Origin of the sequence: Candidatus Njordibacter sp. Uisw_056, assembly GCF_047730085.1 — a bacterium.
Classification (GTDB): Bacteria; Pseudomonadota; Gammaproteobacteria; order Pseudomonadales; family Balneatricaceae; genus Njordibacter.
Window position 1 is genome coordinate 1,397,720 of record NZ_CP159830.1, and the last position, 14,417, is coordinate 1,412,136.

The 14,417-nt window shown below is 43.8% G+C and carries 11 protein-coding genes; 9 read left to right on the forward strand and 2 right to left on the reverse strand.

The window, feature by feature from the left end; translation table 11 throughout:
* Positions 1 to 138 precede the first annotated feature (138 nt).
* The 6 genes from ABXT60_RS06810 to ABXT60_RS06835 all read left to right on the forward strand — a co-directional run bounded on the left by ABXT60_RS06810 (position 139) and on the right by ABXT60_RS06835 (position 9,411).
* The gene (locus tag ABXT60_RS06810) at positions 139 to 1,311 is read left to right on the forward strand and encodes an FAD-dependent monooxygenase (RefSeq protein ID WP_443631980.1); all 1,173 of its coding nucleotides are present in this window, start codon (positions 139 to 141) and stop codon (positions 1,309 to 1,311) included.
* A gap of 339 nt (positions 1,312 to 1,650) precedes the next feature.
* The gene (locus ABXT60_RS06815; RefSeq protein ID WP_443631981.1) at positions 1,651 to 4,590 is read left to right on the forward strand and encodes an insulinase family protein; all 2,940 of its coding nucleotides are present in this window, start codon (positions 1,651 to 1,653) and stop codon (positions 4,588 to 4,590) included.
* A gap of 107 nt (positions 4,591 to 4,697) precedes the next feature.
* Positions 4,698 to 6,266 carry an ABC transporter ATP-binding protein gene (locus ABXT60_RS06820; RefSeq protein ID WP_443631982.1) on the forward strand — a complete coding sequence of 523 codons (1,569 nt, stop codon included), beginning with the start codon at positions 4,698 to 4,700 and terminating at the stop codon, positions 6,264 to 6,266.
* Positions 6,235 to 7,359, forward strand: coding sequence for an ABC transporter permease (locus tag ABXT60_RS06825; RefSeq protein ID WP_443631983.1), 1,125 nt, complete (start codon positions 6,235 to 6,237; stop codon positions 7,357 to 7,359). Before ABXT60_RS06820 ends, ABXT60_RS06825 begins: the two co-directional genes overlap by 32 nt.
* On the forward strand, positions 7,356 to 8,276 hold the full coding sequence (locus ABXT60_RS06830; RefSeq protein WP_443631984.1) for an ABC transporter permease: 921 nt from the start codon (positions 7,356 to 7,358) through the stop codon (positions 8,274 to 8,276). Before ABXT60_RS06825 ends, ABXT60_RS06830 begins: the two co-directional genes overlap by 4 nt.
* A gap of 70 nt (positions 8,277 to 8,346) precedes the next feature.
* Positions 8,347 to 9,411, forward strand: coding sequence for a BMP family ABC transporter substrate-binding protein (locus ABXT60_RS06835; RefSeq protein WP_443631985.1), 1,065 nt, complete (start codon positions 8,347 to 8,349; stop codon positions 9,409 to 9,411).
* 71 nt (positions 9,412 to 9,482) lie between these two features.
* Here the strand turns inward: ABXT60_RS06835 and ABXT60_RS06840 are convergent, their stop codons facing one another.
* Together ABXT60_RS06840 and gloB are read right to left on the reverse strand one after the other, a co-directional pair.
* Entirely contained in the window at positions 9,483 to 11,459 is a 1,977-nt protein-coding gene (locus ABXT60_RS06840; RefSeq protein WP_443631986.1) for a LysM peptidoglycan-binding domain-containing protein, read from the reverse strand.
* Positions 11,460 to 11,575: 116 nt separating this feature from the next.
* Positions 11,576 to 12,367, reverse strand: coding sequence for a hydroxyacylglutathione hydrolase (gloB, locus tag ABXT60_RS06845; protein WP_443631987.1), 792 nt, complete (start codon positions 12,365 to 12,367; stop codon positions 11,576 to 11,578).
* A 96-nt stretch (positions 12,368 to 12,463) separates the two neighbouring features.
* Between gloB and ABXT60_RS06850 the strand changes: the two genes are divergently transcribed.
* From ABXT60_RS06850 to dnaQ, 3 genes are read left to right on the forward strand one after another with little or no spacing between them, the layout of a single operon-like run.
* Complete coding sequence (locus ABXT60_RS06850; protein WP_443631988.1) at positions 12,464 to 13,201, forward strand: class I SAM-dependent methyltransferase; 738 nt, start codon at positions 12,464 to 12,466, stop codon at positions 13,199 to 13,201.
* Between the two features lie 18 nt (positions 13,202 to 13,219).
* Complete coding sequence (gene rnhA, locus ABXT60_RS06855; protein ID WP_443631989.1) at positions 13,220 to 13,663, forward strand: ribonuclease HI; 444 nt, start codon at positions 13,220 to 13,222, stop codon at positions 13,661 to 13,663.
* Between the two features lie 18 nt (positions 13,664 to 13,681).
* On the forward strand, positions 13,682 to 14,404 hold the full coding sequence (gene dnaQ, locus ABXT60_RS06860; protein WP_443631990.1) for a DNA polymerase III subunit epsilon: 723 nt from the start codon (positions 13,682 to 13,684) through the stop codon (positions 14,402 to 14,404).
* The last annotated feature ends 13 nt before the right edge of the window (positions 14,405 to 14,417 follow it).

Genomic DNA, 14,417 nt, shown 5'->3' on the forward strand with positions numbered 1-14,417 from the left:
TAGGCTTCAAATAAGCAGATTCTTATACAGAAGCCATACTTTTAATAGACCACAAGTGGGCTTGGAAGGGAAGGGCTTTTATGGGGCAAAGGCAAATTAAGTTGACTAGTTTATTGATTAAGGTAAAGGCTAACAGACGTGAAATGTGATTACGACATTGTGATTTGTGGTGGCGGTATGATTGGCGCTGCCTTAGCAACACTGCTTGCCCCCCATGGATTTTCTATTGCCCTAGTGGATGGGCATAAGCCGAGTAGGTATGACTTAAGCCAGAAATTTGATCTAAGAATTTCTGCGTTAAGCCCTAAGAGTGCCCAAGTAATGCAGCAATCTGCCGCCTGGGAGATCCTTCAAGGCATGCGTCTTTGCCCCTACAAGCGTATGCGTGTTTGGGAAGTTGCAGGCTTTGGAGACCTGACGTTTAATGCCAACCAAGTGGGTGCAGCAGAACTTGGACATATTGTTGAAAACCGATTGGTACAGCTTAGCTTGTGGCAGGCTTTGCAAAGCAATGATAACGTAAAGATCATTTGTCCTGCATCACCAGAACACTTCCATCGTGATGGTAAGATAATGCGTATAGACCTTGATACTGGGCAAAGCATATCGGCTCGGTTGGTCGTTGGTGCAGATGGTGCTCAGTCTAAGGTAAGACAGAGCTTTGGAGTTGGCGTTAATCGTGGGCAATATCAGCAAGCTTGTTTGGTGGCCTCTGTTAATACTCAGTTGGGCCAGCAAGATATCACTTGGCAACGCTTTGTAAATACCGGCCCACAAGCTTTTTTACCTCTGCTGGGTCAGCACGGTTCTGTCGTTTGGTACCACCAGACAGATCATGCACGAGCGTTAGCAAGTTTACCTAACGTAGACTTGGCAGGTGAAATTATGGCACATTTTCCGGCTGAACTTGGCACCATCGAAGTGACTGCAAAGGCCTCTTTTGGATTACAAAAACAACATGCTCAAAGTTATTGTATGGACGGCATGGTATTAATTGGTGATGCAGCCCATGTGATTAACCCACTGGCCGGGCAGGGTGTTAATTTAGGTTTTCAAGACGTGTCCAGTTTGGCAGAAATCCTCAAGGAGGCTCGCCACTCTGGCGAAGATTGGTCCACAATAGGTGTGCTGAGTCGATATCAAAAGCAGCGAAAGTTAGCCAATAGCGTCATGCTTCATAGTATGGACGCTTTTCACTATGGATTTAGCCAAACGAGCATGAAGAGCAAGTGGCTTAGAAATATGATGCTGGCCTCGGCCAAAGTCCCACTCATTAAAAAACAAGTCATTCGTTATGCGATGGGTATTTAACTGGCTATTTAATGTTTCTGTTAAAGAAGACTTTTCTAGCACAGTGTTTCAAATTATACTTGTGTGAAATGCTAAAGTTGAAAGTTGTGGCTGAAGTCGCTTTTGCAACTCTTGCCGTTTAAAAGCTATAGCAGACAATAAAAATAAGGTTAATTGTGGCCTGTTTTTGGTGTAAATGACGTTAATCATTGTCACCGGTGTAAATAGTAATGCAAGTCACTGTTGACTTGTCAGTGAACACATAGCGTTGAGCCAGATGTGAGTTAACTTCTTGCTCCTATTAATGGCATGATCAGTCTCTACTGGTGGTGTCTTTTAAATCTATTAATTGGTAAAAATATGTCCGCAGCACCACAGTCCCACTCTGCATTTCGCTTTTTGCGCCAACAAACGATAGATTCGTTAAATATAAATATTCAACAGTACGAGCACGTTAAAACCGGTGCGTTGCATATTCATTTAGCCAGTGAACAAACAGAGAATGTATTTTTAGTGGCGCTAAAAACAATGCCTCAGGATTCATCAGGGGTGGCTCATGTGCTGGAGCATACGGCCTTGTGCGGAAGTGAGAAGTTTCCAGTAAGGGACCCTTTTTTCATGATGATAAGACGTTCTTTAAACACCTTTATGAATGCTTTTACTAGCAGTGATTGGACTGCTTATCCATTTGCCAGCCAAAATAAAAAGGACTTTAATAATCTGTTAGAGGTTTATTTGGATGCGGTGTTTTTCGCTCGCCTTGATGCCTTAGACTTTGCTCAAGAAGGTCATCGTGTAGAGTTCATTGATGACCACGAAGGTCAGCAAAGCCTTATTTTTAAAGGCGTTGTTTTTAATGAAATGAAAGGCGCTATGAGCTCTCCAGTTAGTCAGCTGTGGCAAACTTTAACCAAGTACCTATTCCCTAGTACAACCTATCATTTTAATAGTGGTGGTGAACCATCAGACATTCCTGACCTAACCCACGAACAGCTGTTAGCCTTTTACAAACGTCACTACCACCCCTCTAATGCTATCTTTATGACCAGCGGTGATATTTCTGCAGCGACACATCAAGCCTCTTTTGAGACTCATGCACTGCACCGTTTCTCAGCACAGAAAATTGACCTATCTGTTGCGGATGAAAAGCGATACTTTAGTCCCTTAAAAGTACAGGAAAGTTACCCAGCTGCAGCAAATGATAAGCAGGCTAAAACCCATTTAGTGCTAGGTTGGTTGCTGGGCCATAGCACAGATCTAAAACAACAGTTGAGAGCTAACTTGCTGTCTCGTGTATTACTAGATAATAGTGCGTCACCGCTACGTAAGGAGCTAGAGACATGTGGTTTAGGTACTGGACCCTCGCAACTTTGCGGCTTAGAAGATTCTAATAAAGAAATGACTTTTGTTTGTGGTCTAGAAGGGGCGGAAATTACAGACTCGCAAGCCTTTGAAACCTTGGTATTGAACTGTCTCGAAAAAGTAGCAAGTGAGGGCGTACCACAAAGCGAAATCGAAGCTGCTTTGCATCAGCTTGAGCTGGGTCAACGTGAAATAGGTGGTGATGGGTATCCATTTGGTATGCAGCTAATACTGAGTGCTCTACCCGCAGCAATCCATGGCGGTGATGCTTTAGCCGCGCTAAATTTAGACCCAGTATTGTCAGAGCTTGCTGAGGACATTAAAAACCGAGACTTTATCCCAAGCCTAATTCAAGACCTATTGATAAACAATAGTCATCAAGTAAGGTTGACGCTAGTGCCAGATGAGAAGATGTCAAACCGCAGAGACACTGCAGAAAAGCAGCGCCTTAGTGGCATGCTTAGCGCCATGAATGATGAGCAACGTCAGATTGTTATTGATGAAACAGCAGCACTATTGGATCGTCAGTCACAAGAAGACGATCCTGGTGTTTTGCCAGAGGTAACTAGAGCAGACATTCCAGTCTCCCAGTTCATTGCTAGCCCAACAGTGTCTAATAAAGATTTAGGCTGGGAGTTTTATGGGGCAGGCACAAATGGGTTGGTGTACCATCAGTTAGTGATTGATTGGCCAAAAATTGATGCCCAAAACTTACCTTACCTTAATTTGCTTGCCCAGCTGATGACTGAATTGGGCATTGGTGACCAAGACTACTTAGCTGTTCAGGCTCAGCAAGCCGCCGTTTGCGGCAGCCTTTCTGCCTATTTATCTTTCCGGGGTCAAGCCACTGATGCTGACCACTTGAATGCCTACTTTGTAATAAGTACTAAAGGGCTGGTAAGCCAGCAAGAAGCCATTGTAGATTTACTAAAACAAACTTTATTGTCTGTACGTTTTGATGAGAAAAAACGTATCAAGGAATTGGTTGGCCAGTTACGATCACGTCGCCAACAAAGTGTCGGGCAATCAGGCCACAGTTTTGCTTTAGGTGCGGCTAGCCGAAATATGAGCGCGGGTGCAAACCTTCAATACAGTATGAGTGGCTTAAAATCTGTGGTTTGGCTACAGCAGCTCGATGATAGCTTGGAGGATGAGCAACATCTAACAGATCTATGCAGCACACTTGCAAAACTCCAGCAACAGTTGTGCGAACAGCCACTCCAGTTGGCTAGTGTAGGGGAAGTTCAACAAGAGTCTAATATAGAGGCCACTTTTACCGGTGCATTTACGGCGCATGTCGGTGCGTTACAAGGGCGTTTTCAATGGCCATTTGATAAAGCCCATAGCAAAAATGATTATCGACCAGTGCATCAGTTATGGACGACTAACACCCAAGTTAATTATTGTGCCAGATCTTTTCCAACTGTATCAAGCGCCCATCCAGATGCAGCTTCGTTGGTTGTTCTTGGTGAGGTTTTACGCAATGGTTACTTACATCGCGCGGTGCGTGAACAGGGTGGCGCTTATGGTGGTGGAGCAGGGCAAGATAATAATAACGCTTGTTTCCGTTTTTACTCTTACCGCGACCCTCGTAGTGAAGAAACCTTCGCAGATTTTGGCGCATCGGTAGATTGGGTATTGTCTGATCAACTACTAAATCAACACCTCGAAGAAGCAGTGTTGGGCGTTATTGGCAGCCTTGATAAGCCAGGATCGCCAGCAGGAGAAGCCTTACAGGCATATCAGAATCAGCTTCATGGCCGCACTTCAGATGTTCGCCAGGCCTTTAGGGTTGCTATTTTAGCGGTCAGTCTTGATTCTTTACAAAGTGTGGCTAAGCGTTATTTGCACAATAGTCAGCCTTCGGAGGCCGTCGTAGCGCCAGCAGAATTAAGTGGTCATGCGTATTTTAAAGATTTTGAGGTTTACAGTGTTTAAGTCACTTTAACAGCCTTGAAATCCTAACCATCTAGTCAGGTTTTTGTTGACGAAATATATTTTGCGGTTACAATGCTAGCAGTATTACATCTGAATTCTGGGATTTCATGCTCAATAAATCTAATAATAATGCACCAATGACCCTGTTACAGGTCACAAATATTAGTAAAAAGTTTGGTGACTTTTATGCTAATGACAACCTTAATCTATCGATAGAAACGGGTAAAGTACACGCCCTATTAGGCGAAAATGGGGCAGGCAAGTCTACCCTAGTTAAAATGATGTATGGTGCTTTGCAACCGACGTCTGGCAGTATTTTTTGGCAAGGCCAAGAGACCTTGATAGCCAGCCCAGCGCATGCAAGGGAGCTGGGCATTGGTATGGTATTCCAACATTTTTCATTGTTCGAAGCCCTTACTGTGGCTGAAAATATTAGCCTTGCTTTGCCAGTGCAGCTGCGCCAAGGTGACTTAAGCCAGCGAATTGCTGACCTTTCATTAGATTATGGCTTACCCCTTAACCCCGCTGCATTGGTTGCAGACTTATCTGTTGGAGAAAGGCAGCGCATAGAGATTGTTCGTTGCCTGTTGCAACAGCCTAAACTTCTTATTATGGACGAACCGACTGCGGTTCTTACCCCTCAAGAGGCCCAAGCTTTATTTTCAACCTTACGCCGTTTGGTAGAAGAGGGCTGTGCCGTACTCTACATTTCTCATCGTCTAGAAGAAGTAAAACAAATATGCCATGACGCGACTATTTTACGCCACGGTAAACTTGTTGCAGAAGTTGATCCCAAGGTAGAGACTGCTGCTACCCTAGCGCAGCTAATGGTGGGTAGTAGTGTGCATCAGGTGAGTCGTGATGCTAATGGTGAAATAGGTGAGGTTTTGTTATCTCTTTCTCACCTTTATCAAACTTCGTCTGCTCCTTTTGGTGTTGATCTTGTAGATGTAAATTTGCAAGTTAAAAGTGGGGAGATACTAGCTATTGCAGGGGTTGCAGGTAATGGCCAAGGTGAGCTTTTTAGTGTAATTTCTGGGGAAGAGCGTAACCCGCAGCAACACTTTATTTCACTATTAGGGCAGGTTAGTGACGGCCTTAATATTAATCAACGGCGGCTTTTAGGGGCGGCCTTTGTTCCTGAAGAGCGCATGGGACATGGCGCAGTAGAACATTTAAGTTTAACTAATAATATCCTCCTGTCTCGCCATGCGTGTAATGATGAAGGGTCCTCGTTAGATCGAGGATGGTTTGGAATAGATCGGCGTCAGCTAGCCCAGTTGAATAAGGCTATTAGCATCAACTACGACGTGCGCAAGTCTAGGGAAGATGACGTGGCAGGTTCTTTGTCTGGTGGCAATCTGCAAAAGTTTGTTGTGGGCAGAGAACTTAATCGCAAACCTAAAGTTTTGGTTATTAACCAACCGACATGGGGCGTTGATGCTGGGGCAGCAGCGTTAATCCGCCAAGCAGTTATTGACCTATCACGACAAGGCAGCGCTATTTTAATTATTAGCCAAGATTTGGATGAAATATTTGAGTTAGCCGATACTATTGCCGTCATATCTAGAGGGCAATTATCGCCGAGCTATGCAGCTAGTGAGCTTTCTCGAGAAAAAATAGGTTTAATGATGGCTGGTTCCCATGAACAAACTGCGCAAGCATTTGGAGCTTAATGTGCAATTAATTTTAGAAAAACGCCCTCAGTCTTCAGGCTTAATGAATTTATTTTCTCCCTTACTAGCCATAGTGCTTACCGTAGTAGTTGGAGGGCTGATTTTTGCAGCGATGGGTAAACCCCCCCTTACTGCACTATATTTATATTTTATAGATCCTTTGACCAGTTGGTGGTCTGTTGAGGAGGTATTAGTTAAAGCTGGTCCATTAGTGCTCATCGGTGTTGGTTTAGCGGTGTGTTTTAAAGCTAACGTTTGGAATATAGGTGCTGAAGGTCAACTGACAGTTGGGGCCCTTATGGGCGCTATTATTCCCATATTATGGGGAGAGTGGCAATCGCCTTTAGCTCTGTTAGCCATGCTATGTTTAGGCGCATTAGGTGGTGCACTATTTGCATTGATCCCCGCTTGGCTAAAAACTCATTTTGGGGTTAATGAGATTCTTACCAGTTTGATGCTAGTTTATATTGCTCAGTTACTTTTGGACTGGTTCGTACGAGGCCCCTGGAAAGATCCCAATGGTTATAACTTTCCAAAGTCCGTATCGTTTGAAGGCTGGCATCTACTGCCCATGTGGGGTGATGGGCGAATGCATCTTGGCTTAATAGTGTCGTTGGTCGCTGCGTTAGTCCTGTTTTGGATAATGCGCCACACGTTAAAGGGTTTTGAGATTAATGTTGTGGGGAGTGCACCCAGAGCAGGTACTTTTGCAGGGTTTTCACAAACTAAAATGGTGTGGTTCTGTTTTGCTCTGTCTGGAGGCCTTGCAGGGCTTGCTGGGTTAATCGAAGTGGCGGGGCCAATAGGACAGTTACAGCCTCAAATATCACCTAACTATGGTTTTACAGCGATTATTGTCGCATTTTTGGGACGTTTAAACCCTCTGGGAGTCATCTTTGCCGGCATCTTGTTAGCCATTAGTTACATTGGCGGTGAAGGTATACAAATTGAATTAGGGATTTCCAGTAAAATTACTCAGATGTTTCAGGGCATGTTGTTATTCTTTATTTTGATGTGCGATACACTAATTTTATATCAGCTTAAATGGATAAGTACTAAACCTAATCAACCTACTTCAGGTCATGCGTCATGAGCCCATACGAAGCAATACTTTTAACCATTATCACAGCGTCTACTCCCTTGTTATTAGCCGCAATCGGTGAGTTGGTAGTGGAACGCTCAGGGGTGCTCAATCTCGGTATAGAGGGCATGATGGTAATGGGCGCTGTCTGTGGTTTTGCTGCCGCTCATGTTACTGGTTCTGCCTGGTTAGGGGTTATTGCTGCTACCTTTGCAGGTATTGCCACGTCTTTATTATTTGGCCTACTGACGCAAACCTTAATGACTAACCAAGTTGCAACGGGCTTAGCAATTACACTATTAGGGCTCGGGCTTTCGGGTTTAATTGGTAGTGGATTTGTTGGTTTACCAGGGGTTAAGTTAGCTAACGTGTCCATACCATGGCTATCAGACCTGCCTTATGTGGGTCGATTAATCTTTGGACAAGATCCGCTAGTTTATGTTTCCATTGCGTTAACTGCAGGTGTGGCTTATACGTTAAATCACACCCGAATGGGGTTGATTATCCGTGCTGTTGGGCAAAATCATGCTTCTGCTCACAATTTAGGCTACCGTGTAGTTGCAGTGCGTTATGCTTGTATTGCTTTTGGTGGTGCCACATCTGGTCTTGCTGGGGCCTATTTATCTTTGGTTTACACACCTCAGTGGATAGAAAATATGACTGCAGGCAGGGGGTGGATTGCTCTGGCATTAGTGGTATTCTCTACTTGGTTACCAGGTCGGTTAGCCGCTGGAGCCTATTTATTTGGCGGTGTATGGATTTTGGGACTGTATGCTCAAGGTATGGGTGTTGGTATACCATCACAACTGCTATCTTCACTGCCATACGTTGCAACTATTCTAGCTTTGGTTATTATTTCTACTAATCGACGCTTATCTTTGATCAATACCCCTGCCTCTTTAGGGCAAGGTTTTGTACCCGATCGTTAAGCTTAGCTTAAGGTCACTAATGCTGTAACATTTAAATAACCAGTCATCGTAATAGATGAGGAGAAGTTTTATGAAGAAGTTGCTCACGACTGCAGCCAGCATTGCGCTGGTCTCAGCACTATCCATTTCTGCTGTTGCAGCAGATAAGCTCAAGGTTGGTTTTATCTACATTGGTCCTCCAGGCGACTTTGGTTGGACTTATCAACATGATCAAGGGCGCCAAGCGATTGATGCTCGTTTAGGTGATCATGCAGAAACAGTATTCGTTGAAAATGTACCCGAAGGCCCGGACGCTGAGCGCACAATCACTCGCTTGGCTCGTCAAGGTGCTGGCTTAATTTTCACTACGTCGTTTGGCTACATGGACCCAACCTTAAATGTTGCGGCTAAGTTCCCAGATGTTAAGTTTGAACATGCCACTGGTTACAAACGCACAGATAACGTGTCTACTTATGGCGCACGCTTTTATGAAGGCCGTTATGTCATTGGTCAAATTGCTGCCAAGATGTCTAAATCAGGTGTCGCTGGGTACATTGGCTCTTTCCCAATTCCTGAAGTAGTGCGCGGCATTAATGCGTTCTTATTAGGTGCTCAAACCGTTAATCCGGACTTTAAGCTAAAAGTGGTATGGGCCAACTCTTGGTTTGACCCTGGCCGTGAAGCCGATGCGGCTAAAGTGTTAATTAGCCAAGGTGCAGATATTATCACCCAACATACGGACTCTACAGCTGCAGTTCAAGTGGCAGAAGCGCAGGGTGTTTATGCCTTTGGTCAGGCCTCAGATATGGCTGCATTTGCTCCTAACGCTTTGCTAACCTCTATTATTGATAACTGGGCGGACTATTATGTTGATCGCACACAAGCCGTATTAGATGGATCATGGGTAAGCACTGATACGTTTGGTGGAATGGATACGAATATGGTTCAAATGGGCCCATTCGTGAACATGCCAGCTGACGTTAAAGCTATGGCAGAAACCACCACAGCAGCTATTACAGCTGGTGAACTTCACCCCTTTGCTGGCCCTGTATATAAGCAGGATGGTTCTTTAGCTGCTGCTGAAGGCGAAGTGGTTGATCTTGGTACTTTGCTAGGCATGGACTGGTATGTTAAGGGAGTTGATGACCAGCTATAAGCTGACCAACGCATAGTCAGAATTGACTAGCGAACACAAAAAAACCCGCAAAATGGCGGGTTTTTTAATGCCTATTGTTTAAGTTTAGTAACGTTAACAAAGAGGCTGAGTTGCTGACCTGGCTGAAGGTATTTTTTCAGCAATTGGTTCCACTTTTGAATGTCTTTAACCGTGACACTAAAGCGATGTGCAATAACTGAGAGGTTGTCTCCAGAACGTACCTTGTAGGTGAGTTTTTTTACTATGTTACGTTGTGCAGCGGGAAGTTTATTACTGCTGCTTCGTGGCCATATATTGAGTTTGTCACCAATTTGCAACACAGATTTAGTACTAAGTTTATTCCAACTTGCAATTTGTTTAATGCTCACTTTATATTTTTTCGCAATCTTCCAAAGGCTGTCGCCACTTTTAACCTTATATTCAACTCGTTTGCTGGCTTGAGTTTGGTTAATTTGCTTTTGCCTGGCAATAACACGTTGCGCAGCACTTAAGGTATATGCTGCCGCATCCTTGCTTGCTATAGGTATCATGAGCGTTTTACCCGCACGAATCATTGTGCCATCAACGTTATTAATAGTTCGCAATAATTCAACACTAACGTGATATCGGTTGGCAAGCCTCAGCAAGCTATCACCAGGCACTATGGTATATCTTTCCCAAGATACCCTTTTACTTGAAGGCAGTTTTGCAAGGTTGGAGTTAAAGGTGTTTAAGTGAGCAATAGGAATGAGCAGGTGGTGGGGGCCCTGTGGATCTGTTGCCCATTGGTTAAAGGCAGGGTTTAACCGATACATTTCATCCGTAGTAATCTTAGCCATCTCTGCCGCTTGAGCTAAGTCAATTTGAGACCCAACATCTATGGATTTAAAATAGGCTTTATTAGCGATACTGTTCAGAGTATCTGTGCCAGCTTGTTCGGAAATAACCTGCGCTACGGCTAATAGTTTAGGCACATAATTCATGGTTTCTTTAGGCAGATCTAATGACCAAAAATCAGTAGGTTTCCCCAATTTTTTATTACGTTTAATGGCTTTCAGTACAGTTCCCTGGCCACCATTGTAGGAAGCAATAGCGAGTAACCAGTCACCATCAAACATTTTGTGTAATTGTAACAAGTACTTATGAGCTGCTTTGGTAGATGCCACAATATCTCTGCGGCCGTCGTACCACCAGTTTTGTTTTAGACCAAAACTGCGTCCGGTAGATGGAATGAATTGCCACGCGCCAGAAGCGCGCCCTGAAGAATAAGCAAAGGGGTCAAAGCCACTCTCAATAATAGGAAGTAGGGCAATCTCAGCAGGTAGCGACTGGTCTAAGGCGCTATGCAACATAAAATGGTAGTAGCGGCTGGCCCTGGTGGTTACTCGGTGCATATACGCTTTGTGTGAATTGTACCAATTATAATGCTGGTCAATGCGGGCGTTGACAACCTTGCTTAAACCATAATTAGCTACAGTTATTTGCCAAAGATCTAGATCTGGAATTATGTCTGGAACTATTTCTATCGTTTTTTCTGAAATCATTGTTGCCGACACATCTATTGGTGTGACAGGGTTATTATTTTTGTGGGGCTCTGAAAGAAAATGTGCAGCTTCAGAAGTGCTGGCATCAGAATCAATTTCAGACCAACCCAATAAGTTATTATTAACTATTTTTTCGGCAATGGCTTGGGCTGTTGGATAAGCCTGTTCTTCAGCGTTGTAACTAATTACATTCGATGGCTGTAATGATTTGGCTATATTGATGACACTTTCTATGGGAGGGGCCAAGGCTTCAAAAGTGGCATTAGCCAAAGGAGTATCAGTGATCTTAGCTTTGGCAACTGCATCAGCGTCAGGCGCCGCAACAACATCAGAAATTTCTACAACATCAAAGGCATTGGCACTGACTGTCACATCATCAATGTTGGCAACTTTAGCAGTATCTGAGTTAGATAGATTAGGTTGTAAAATAGGTGTTTGGCAGGCGCTAAGAGATACCGCTGCAGCCACATAAAATATGGGTTTAAGCTGGCGCTTAAAGGAATGGTGTAAAGAAATTCTTGTCAAGGCAGTGTTCACAATTAAAATATCAAAAGGCTGTTGATTTTAGCAGGCTAGCGGCGTAGGTCAATATAGAACCCTAAGTCTTGTTATAGTTCCTTAGTTTTTATCCTTTTTAATCCCTAAAAGCTGTTTTTCCACTGTCGTAGCGCTGCAAAAACGTCACTAGGGCTATTCAAAGCTTGACCCTTGTAGAACTCGGCACTGGCAATTACTGCTTTATCATGCGTGCGCACAAACGGGTTAATAGCAGATTCTTGCGCTAAGCAGGTAGGTAATGTCACTCCATTTTTAGCACGTATGCGTTTACACATTCGTTGGGCCAACTTTAGGGCATCATTGTTACCATCTACAGTCATAGCAAACTCTAAATTGGCTAAACTATATTCATGGGTTGGGTAAGCTTTGGTGGTTCCAGGTAACGCCATTATTTTACTCAATGAGAGATGCATTTGTTCTGGTGTGCCTTCGAATACTCGGCCACAACCGGCCAAAAATAAAGTATCACCGCAAAATAATAGGCCTTGCTCATCACTGTGGTAGGCAATGTGGTCTAGCGTATGTCCAGGAATTTCAATGACCTTAAACTTTGAACCAAATACATTGACGTTATGACCTTCGACAACGCTCTGGGTTGTCCCAGAGTACGGACTTTTAATAGGTCCGAAAATAGGTAGCTCTCCAAAATAATTCACCAGATCAGCAATGCCCCCGGTATGATCAGCATGATGGTGGGTGACTAATATTGCAGACAACTTTTTTTCTATTTTTATTGCATGTTCAATAACCACGTCTGCATCACCTGGATCCACCACAATAAAAGTGTCAGATTTTACATCCTCAATGCACCAGATATAGTTATCTTCAAAAGCTGGTATAGGCGTGATAGTTAGACTTGAAGGCATTGTCTGCATGGTTTGGTCTTTCTTAGAGCTTTGTATGGATCATTAGAGTAGCGGTGCTGGCTAAATTACGCAAGCAAGGTGGCTGAGAATGCCTTATTATAACGCATGAATAATTCTACCCACCTGAAGCCCTACCCATTTGAAGAACAGCAGTTTACTAGCTGGTTATGCAGTGCAAAAGGTGCGTCATTTATGGTGCAAGAGCAGCAACAACTGAATTCTTTAATGCCTAAAGCTTTTGGCCATTACAGCGTTTATTTAGGCCTCAATGCTAAGCTGAGTGCGAGCCTAACAAGCCCAATTAAAAATGCCATTGCCTTAACATCACATCGTCATTTAGGTGGCCACGCAGTAATGGATCCACATCAGTTACCTCTGGCTACTGAAACCATAGATTTGTTGGTGCTGCAGCATGTGTTAGATATGAGTGATAATCCTCATCAGATTCTTCGAGAAGCCGCGCGTGTTATTAACTCCGGTGGCCGCCTTGTGATAACAGGTCTTAACCCTTATAGCTTTTGGGGCTTGTGGAGACGACTAAGACTCAAGCGCGGAGTGCCGTGGCGGGCTAATTTTTTAGCACAACACAGGCTTAAAGATTGGCTTACCTTATTAAGTTTCGGTGACTTTGATATTAAGCCTGTATATGATTGCTCGCCAGCTAAATGGAAGACTAGGCCGTGGCTGAGCTGCCTTGCGATTCCTTTGGGTGCTGGGTATGTTTTATCAGCAGTAAAGCAAGAGACACGAGTACATTTACTTAAAGCAAATTGGCGCAATCGCGTGGTCAATCCTAGTTTTGGTTTGGCAGGAGCTACTCGACAAACGAGTCAAAAAGAATAACCTTTGGAGATGAATTGATTGGCTACAGATCACATTGAATTATTTACTGACGGCGCATGCAAAGGTAACCCTGGTCCTGGTGGATGGGGCGTATTAATGCGCTTTAAAGAGCAAGAAAAGCGTTTATATGGTGGCGAACCATTAACCACTAATAATCGTATGGAGCTTATGGCAGCCATTAAAGGGCTAGAGGCTTTAACTCGTCCGTGCAAAGTTGATCTTACGACTGACTCTCAGTATGTGCGCAAAGGAATTACTGAATGGATCTTTAATTGGCGTAAAAACAACTGGCGCACTGCAGCCAAAAAACCTGTTAAAAATGCTGATCTTTGGCAAATGTTAGACCAAGCTGTGCAGCCTCATGAAGTAGAATGGCATTGGGTTAAAGGGCATAGTGGCCATGTAGAAAACGAAATTGCTGATGACCTTGCCAACTTAGGTGCCGCAGAACAAGCTGTATAATCTCTTAAGGAACAAACTATGCGATTAATAGTATTAGATACAGAAACAACGGGCTTAGAGCCCAAGCAGGGCCATCGGTTAATTGAGGTTGGCGCATTAGAAATGGTTAATAGACGCTTAACTGGTAAGAGTTTTCACGAATATGTCCAGCCAGAACGTGATATCCCCATGGAAGCGCAGGCTGTGCATGGCATCACTGAAGACTTCTTAAAAGGTAAAGCATTATTTTCTACTATTGCTGATGACTTTATTGAGTTTGTCAGAGGTGCTGAACTGATTATTCACAATGCACCCTTTGACCTTGGGTTTTTAGACAATGAATTGGCCATTGCGGGAAAAGCTGTGGGGCGAAGTTATCCGAAAATTGCGGATATTTGTAAAATAACAGATTCTTTAAAACTTGCCCGTCAAAAACATCCAGGGCAAAAAAACAACCTTGATGCGCTCTGTCGACGTTATGGCATTAACAATGCGCACCGAGAATTACATGGTGCATTGTTAGACTCTGAGATCTTAGCTGACGTCTATCTGCTCATGACTGGTGGACAAACTGACTTAATGCTGGCTACCCAAACAGTATCTGTGGGTGGTGGAGCCACCACTATTAATAGCAAAGTGACTTTGCAAGCCGGCTCACTGCCAGTGGTGTTAGCTACTAATGAAGAGCTCCATGCTCACCAAATTAAGCTAGAAACTGTGGCTAAAGCTTCAGATGGTCAATGTCTCTGGTTGAATGCTTAGGAAAAATTAAGCT

Coding starts and splice junctions, on each gene's coding strand:
- ABXT60_RS06815 (WP_443631981.1), top strand. CDS start 1,651: ATGTCCGCAGCACCACAGTCCCACTCTGCATTTCGCTTTTTGCGCCAA.
- ABXT60_RS06820 (WP_443631982.1), top strand. CDS start 4,698: ATGCTCAATAAATCTAATAATAATGCACCAATGACCCTGTTACAGGTC.
- ABXT60_RS06825 (WP_443631983.1), top strand. CDS start 6,235: ATGAACAAACTGCGCAAGCATTTGGAGCTTAATGTGCAATTAATTTTA.
- ABXT60_RS06830 (WP_443631984.1), top strand. CDS start 7,356: ATGAGCCCATACGAAGCAATACTTTTAACCATTATCACAGCGTCTACT.
- ABXT60_RS06835 (WP_443631985.1), top strand. CDS start 8,347: ATGAAGAAGTTGCTCACGACTGCAGCCAGCATTGCGCTGGTCTCAGCA.
- gloB (WP_443631987.1), bottom strand. CDS start 12,367: ATGCAGACAATGCCTTCAAGTCTAACTATCACGCCTATACCAGCTTTT.
- ABXT60_RS06850 (WP_443631988.1), top strand. CDS start 12,464: ATGAATAATTCTACCCACCTGAAGCCCTACCCATTTGAAGAACAGCAG.
- dnaQ (WP_443631990.1), top strand. CDS start 13,682: ATGCGATTAATAGTATTAGATACAGAAACAACGGGCTTAGAGCCCAAG.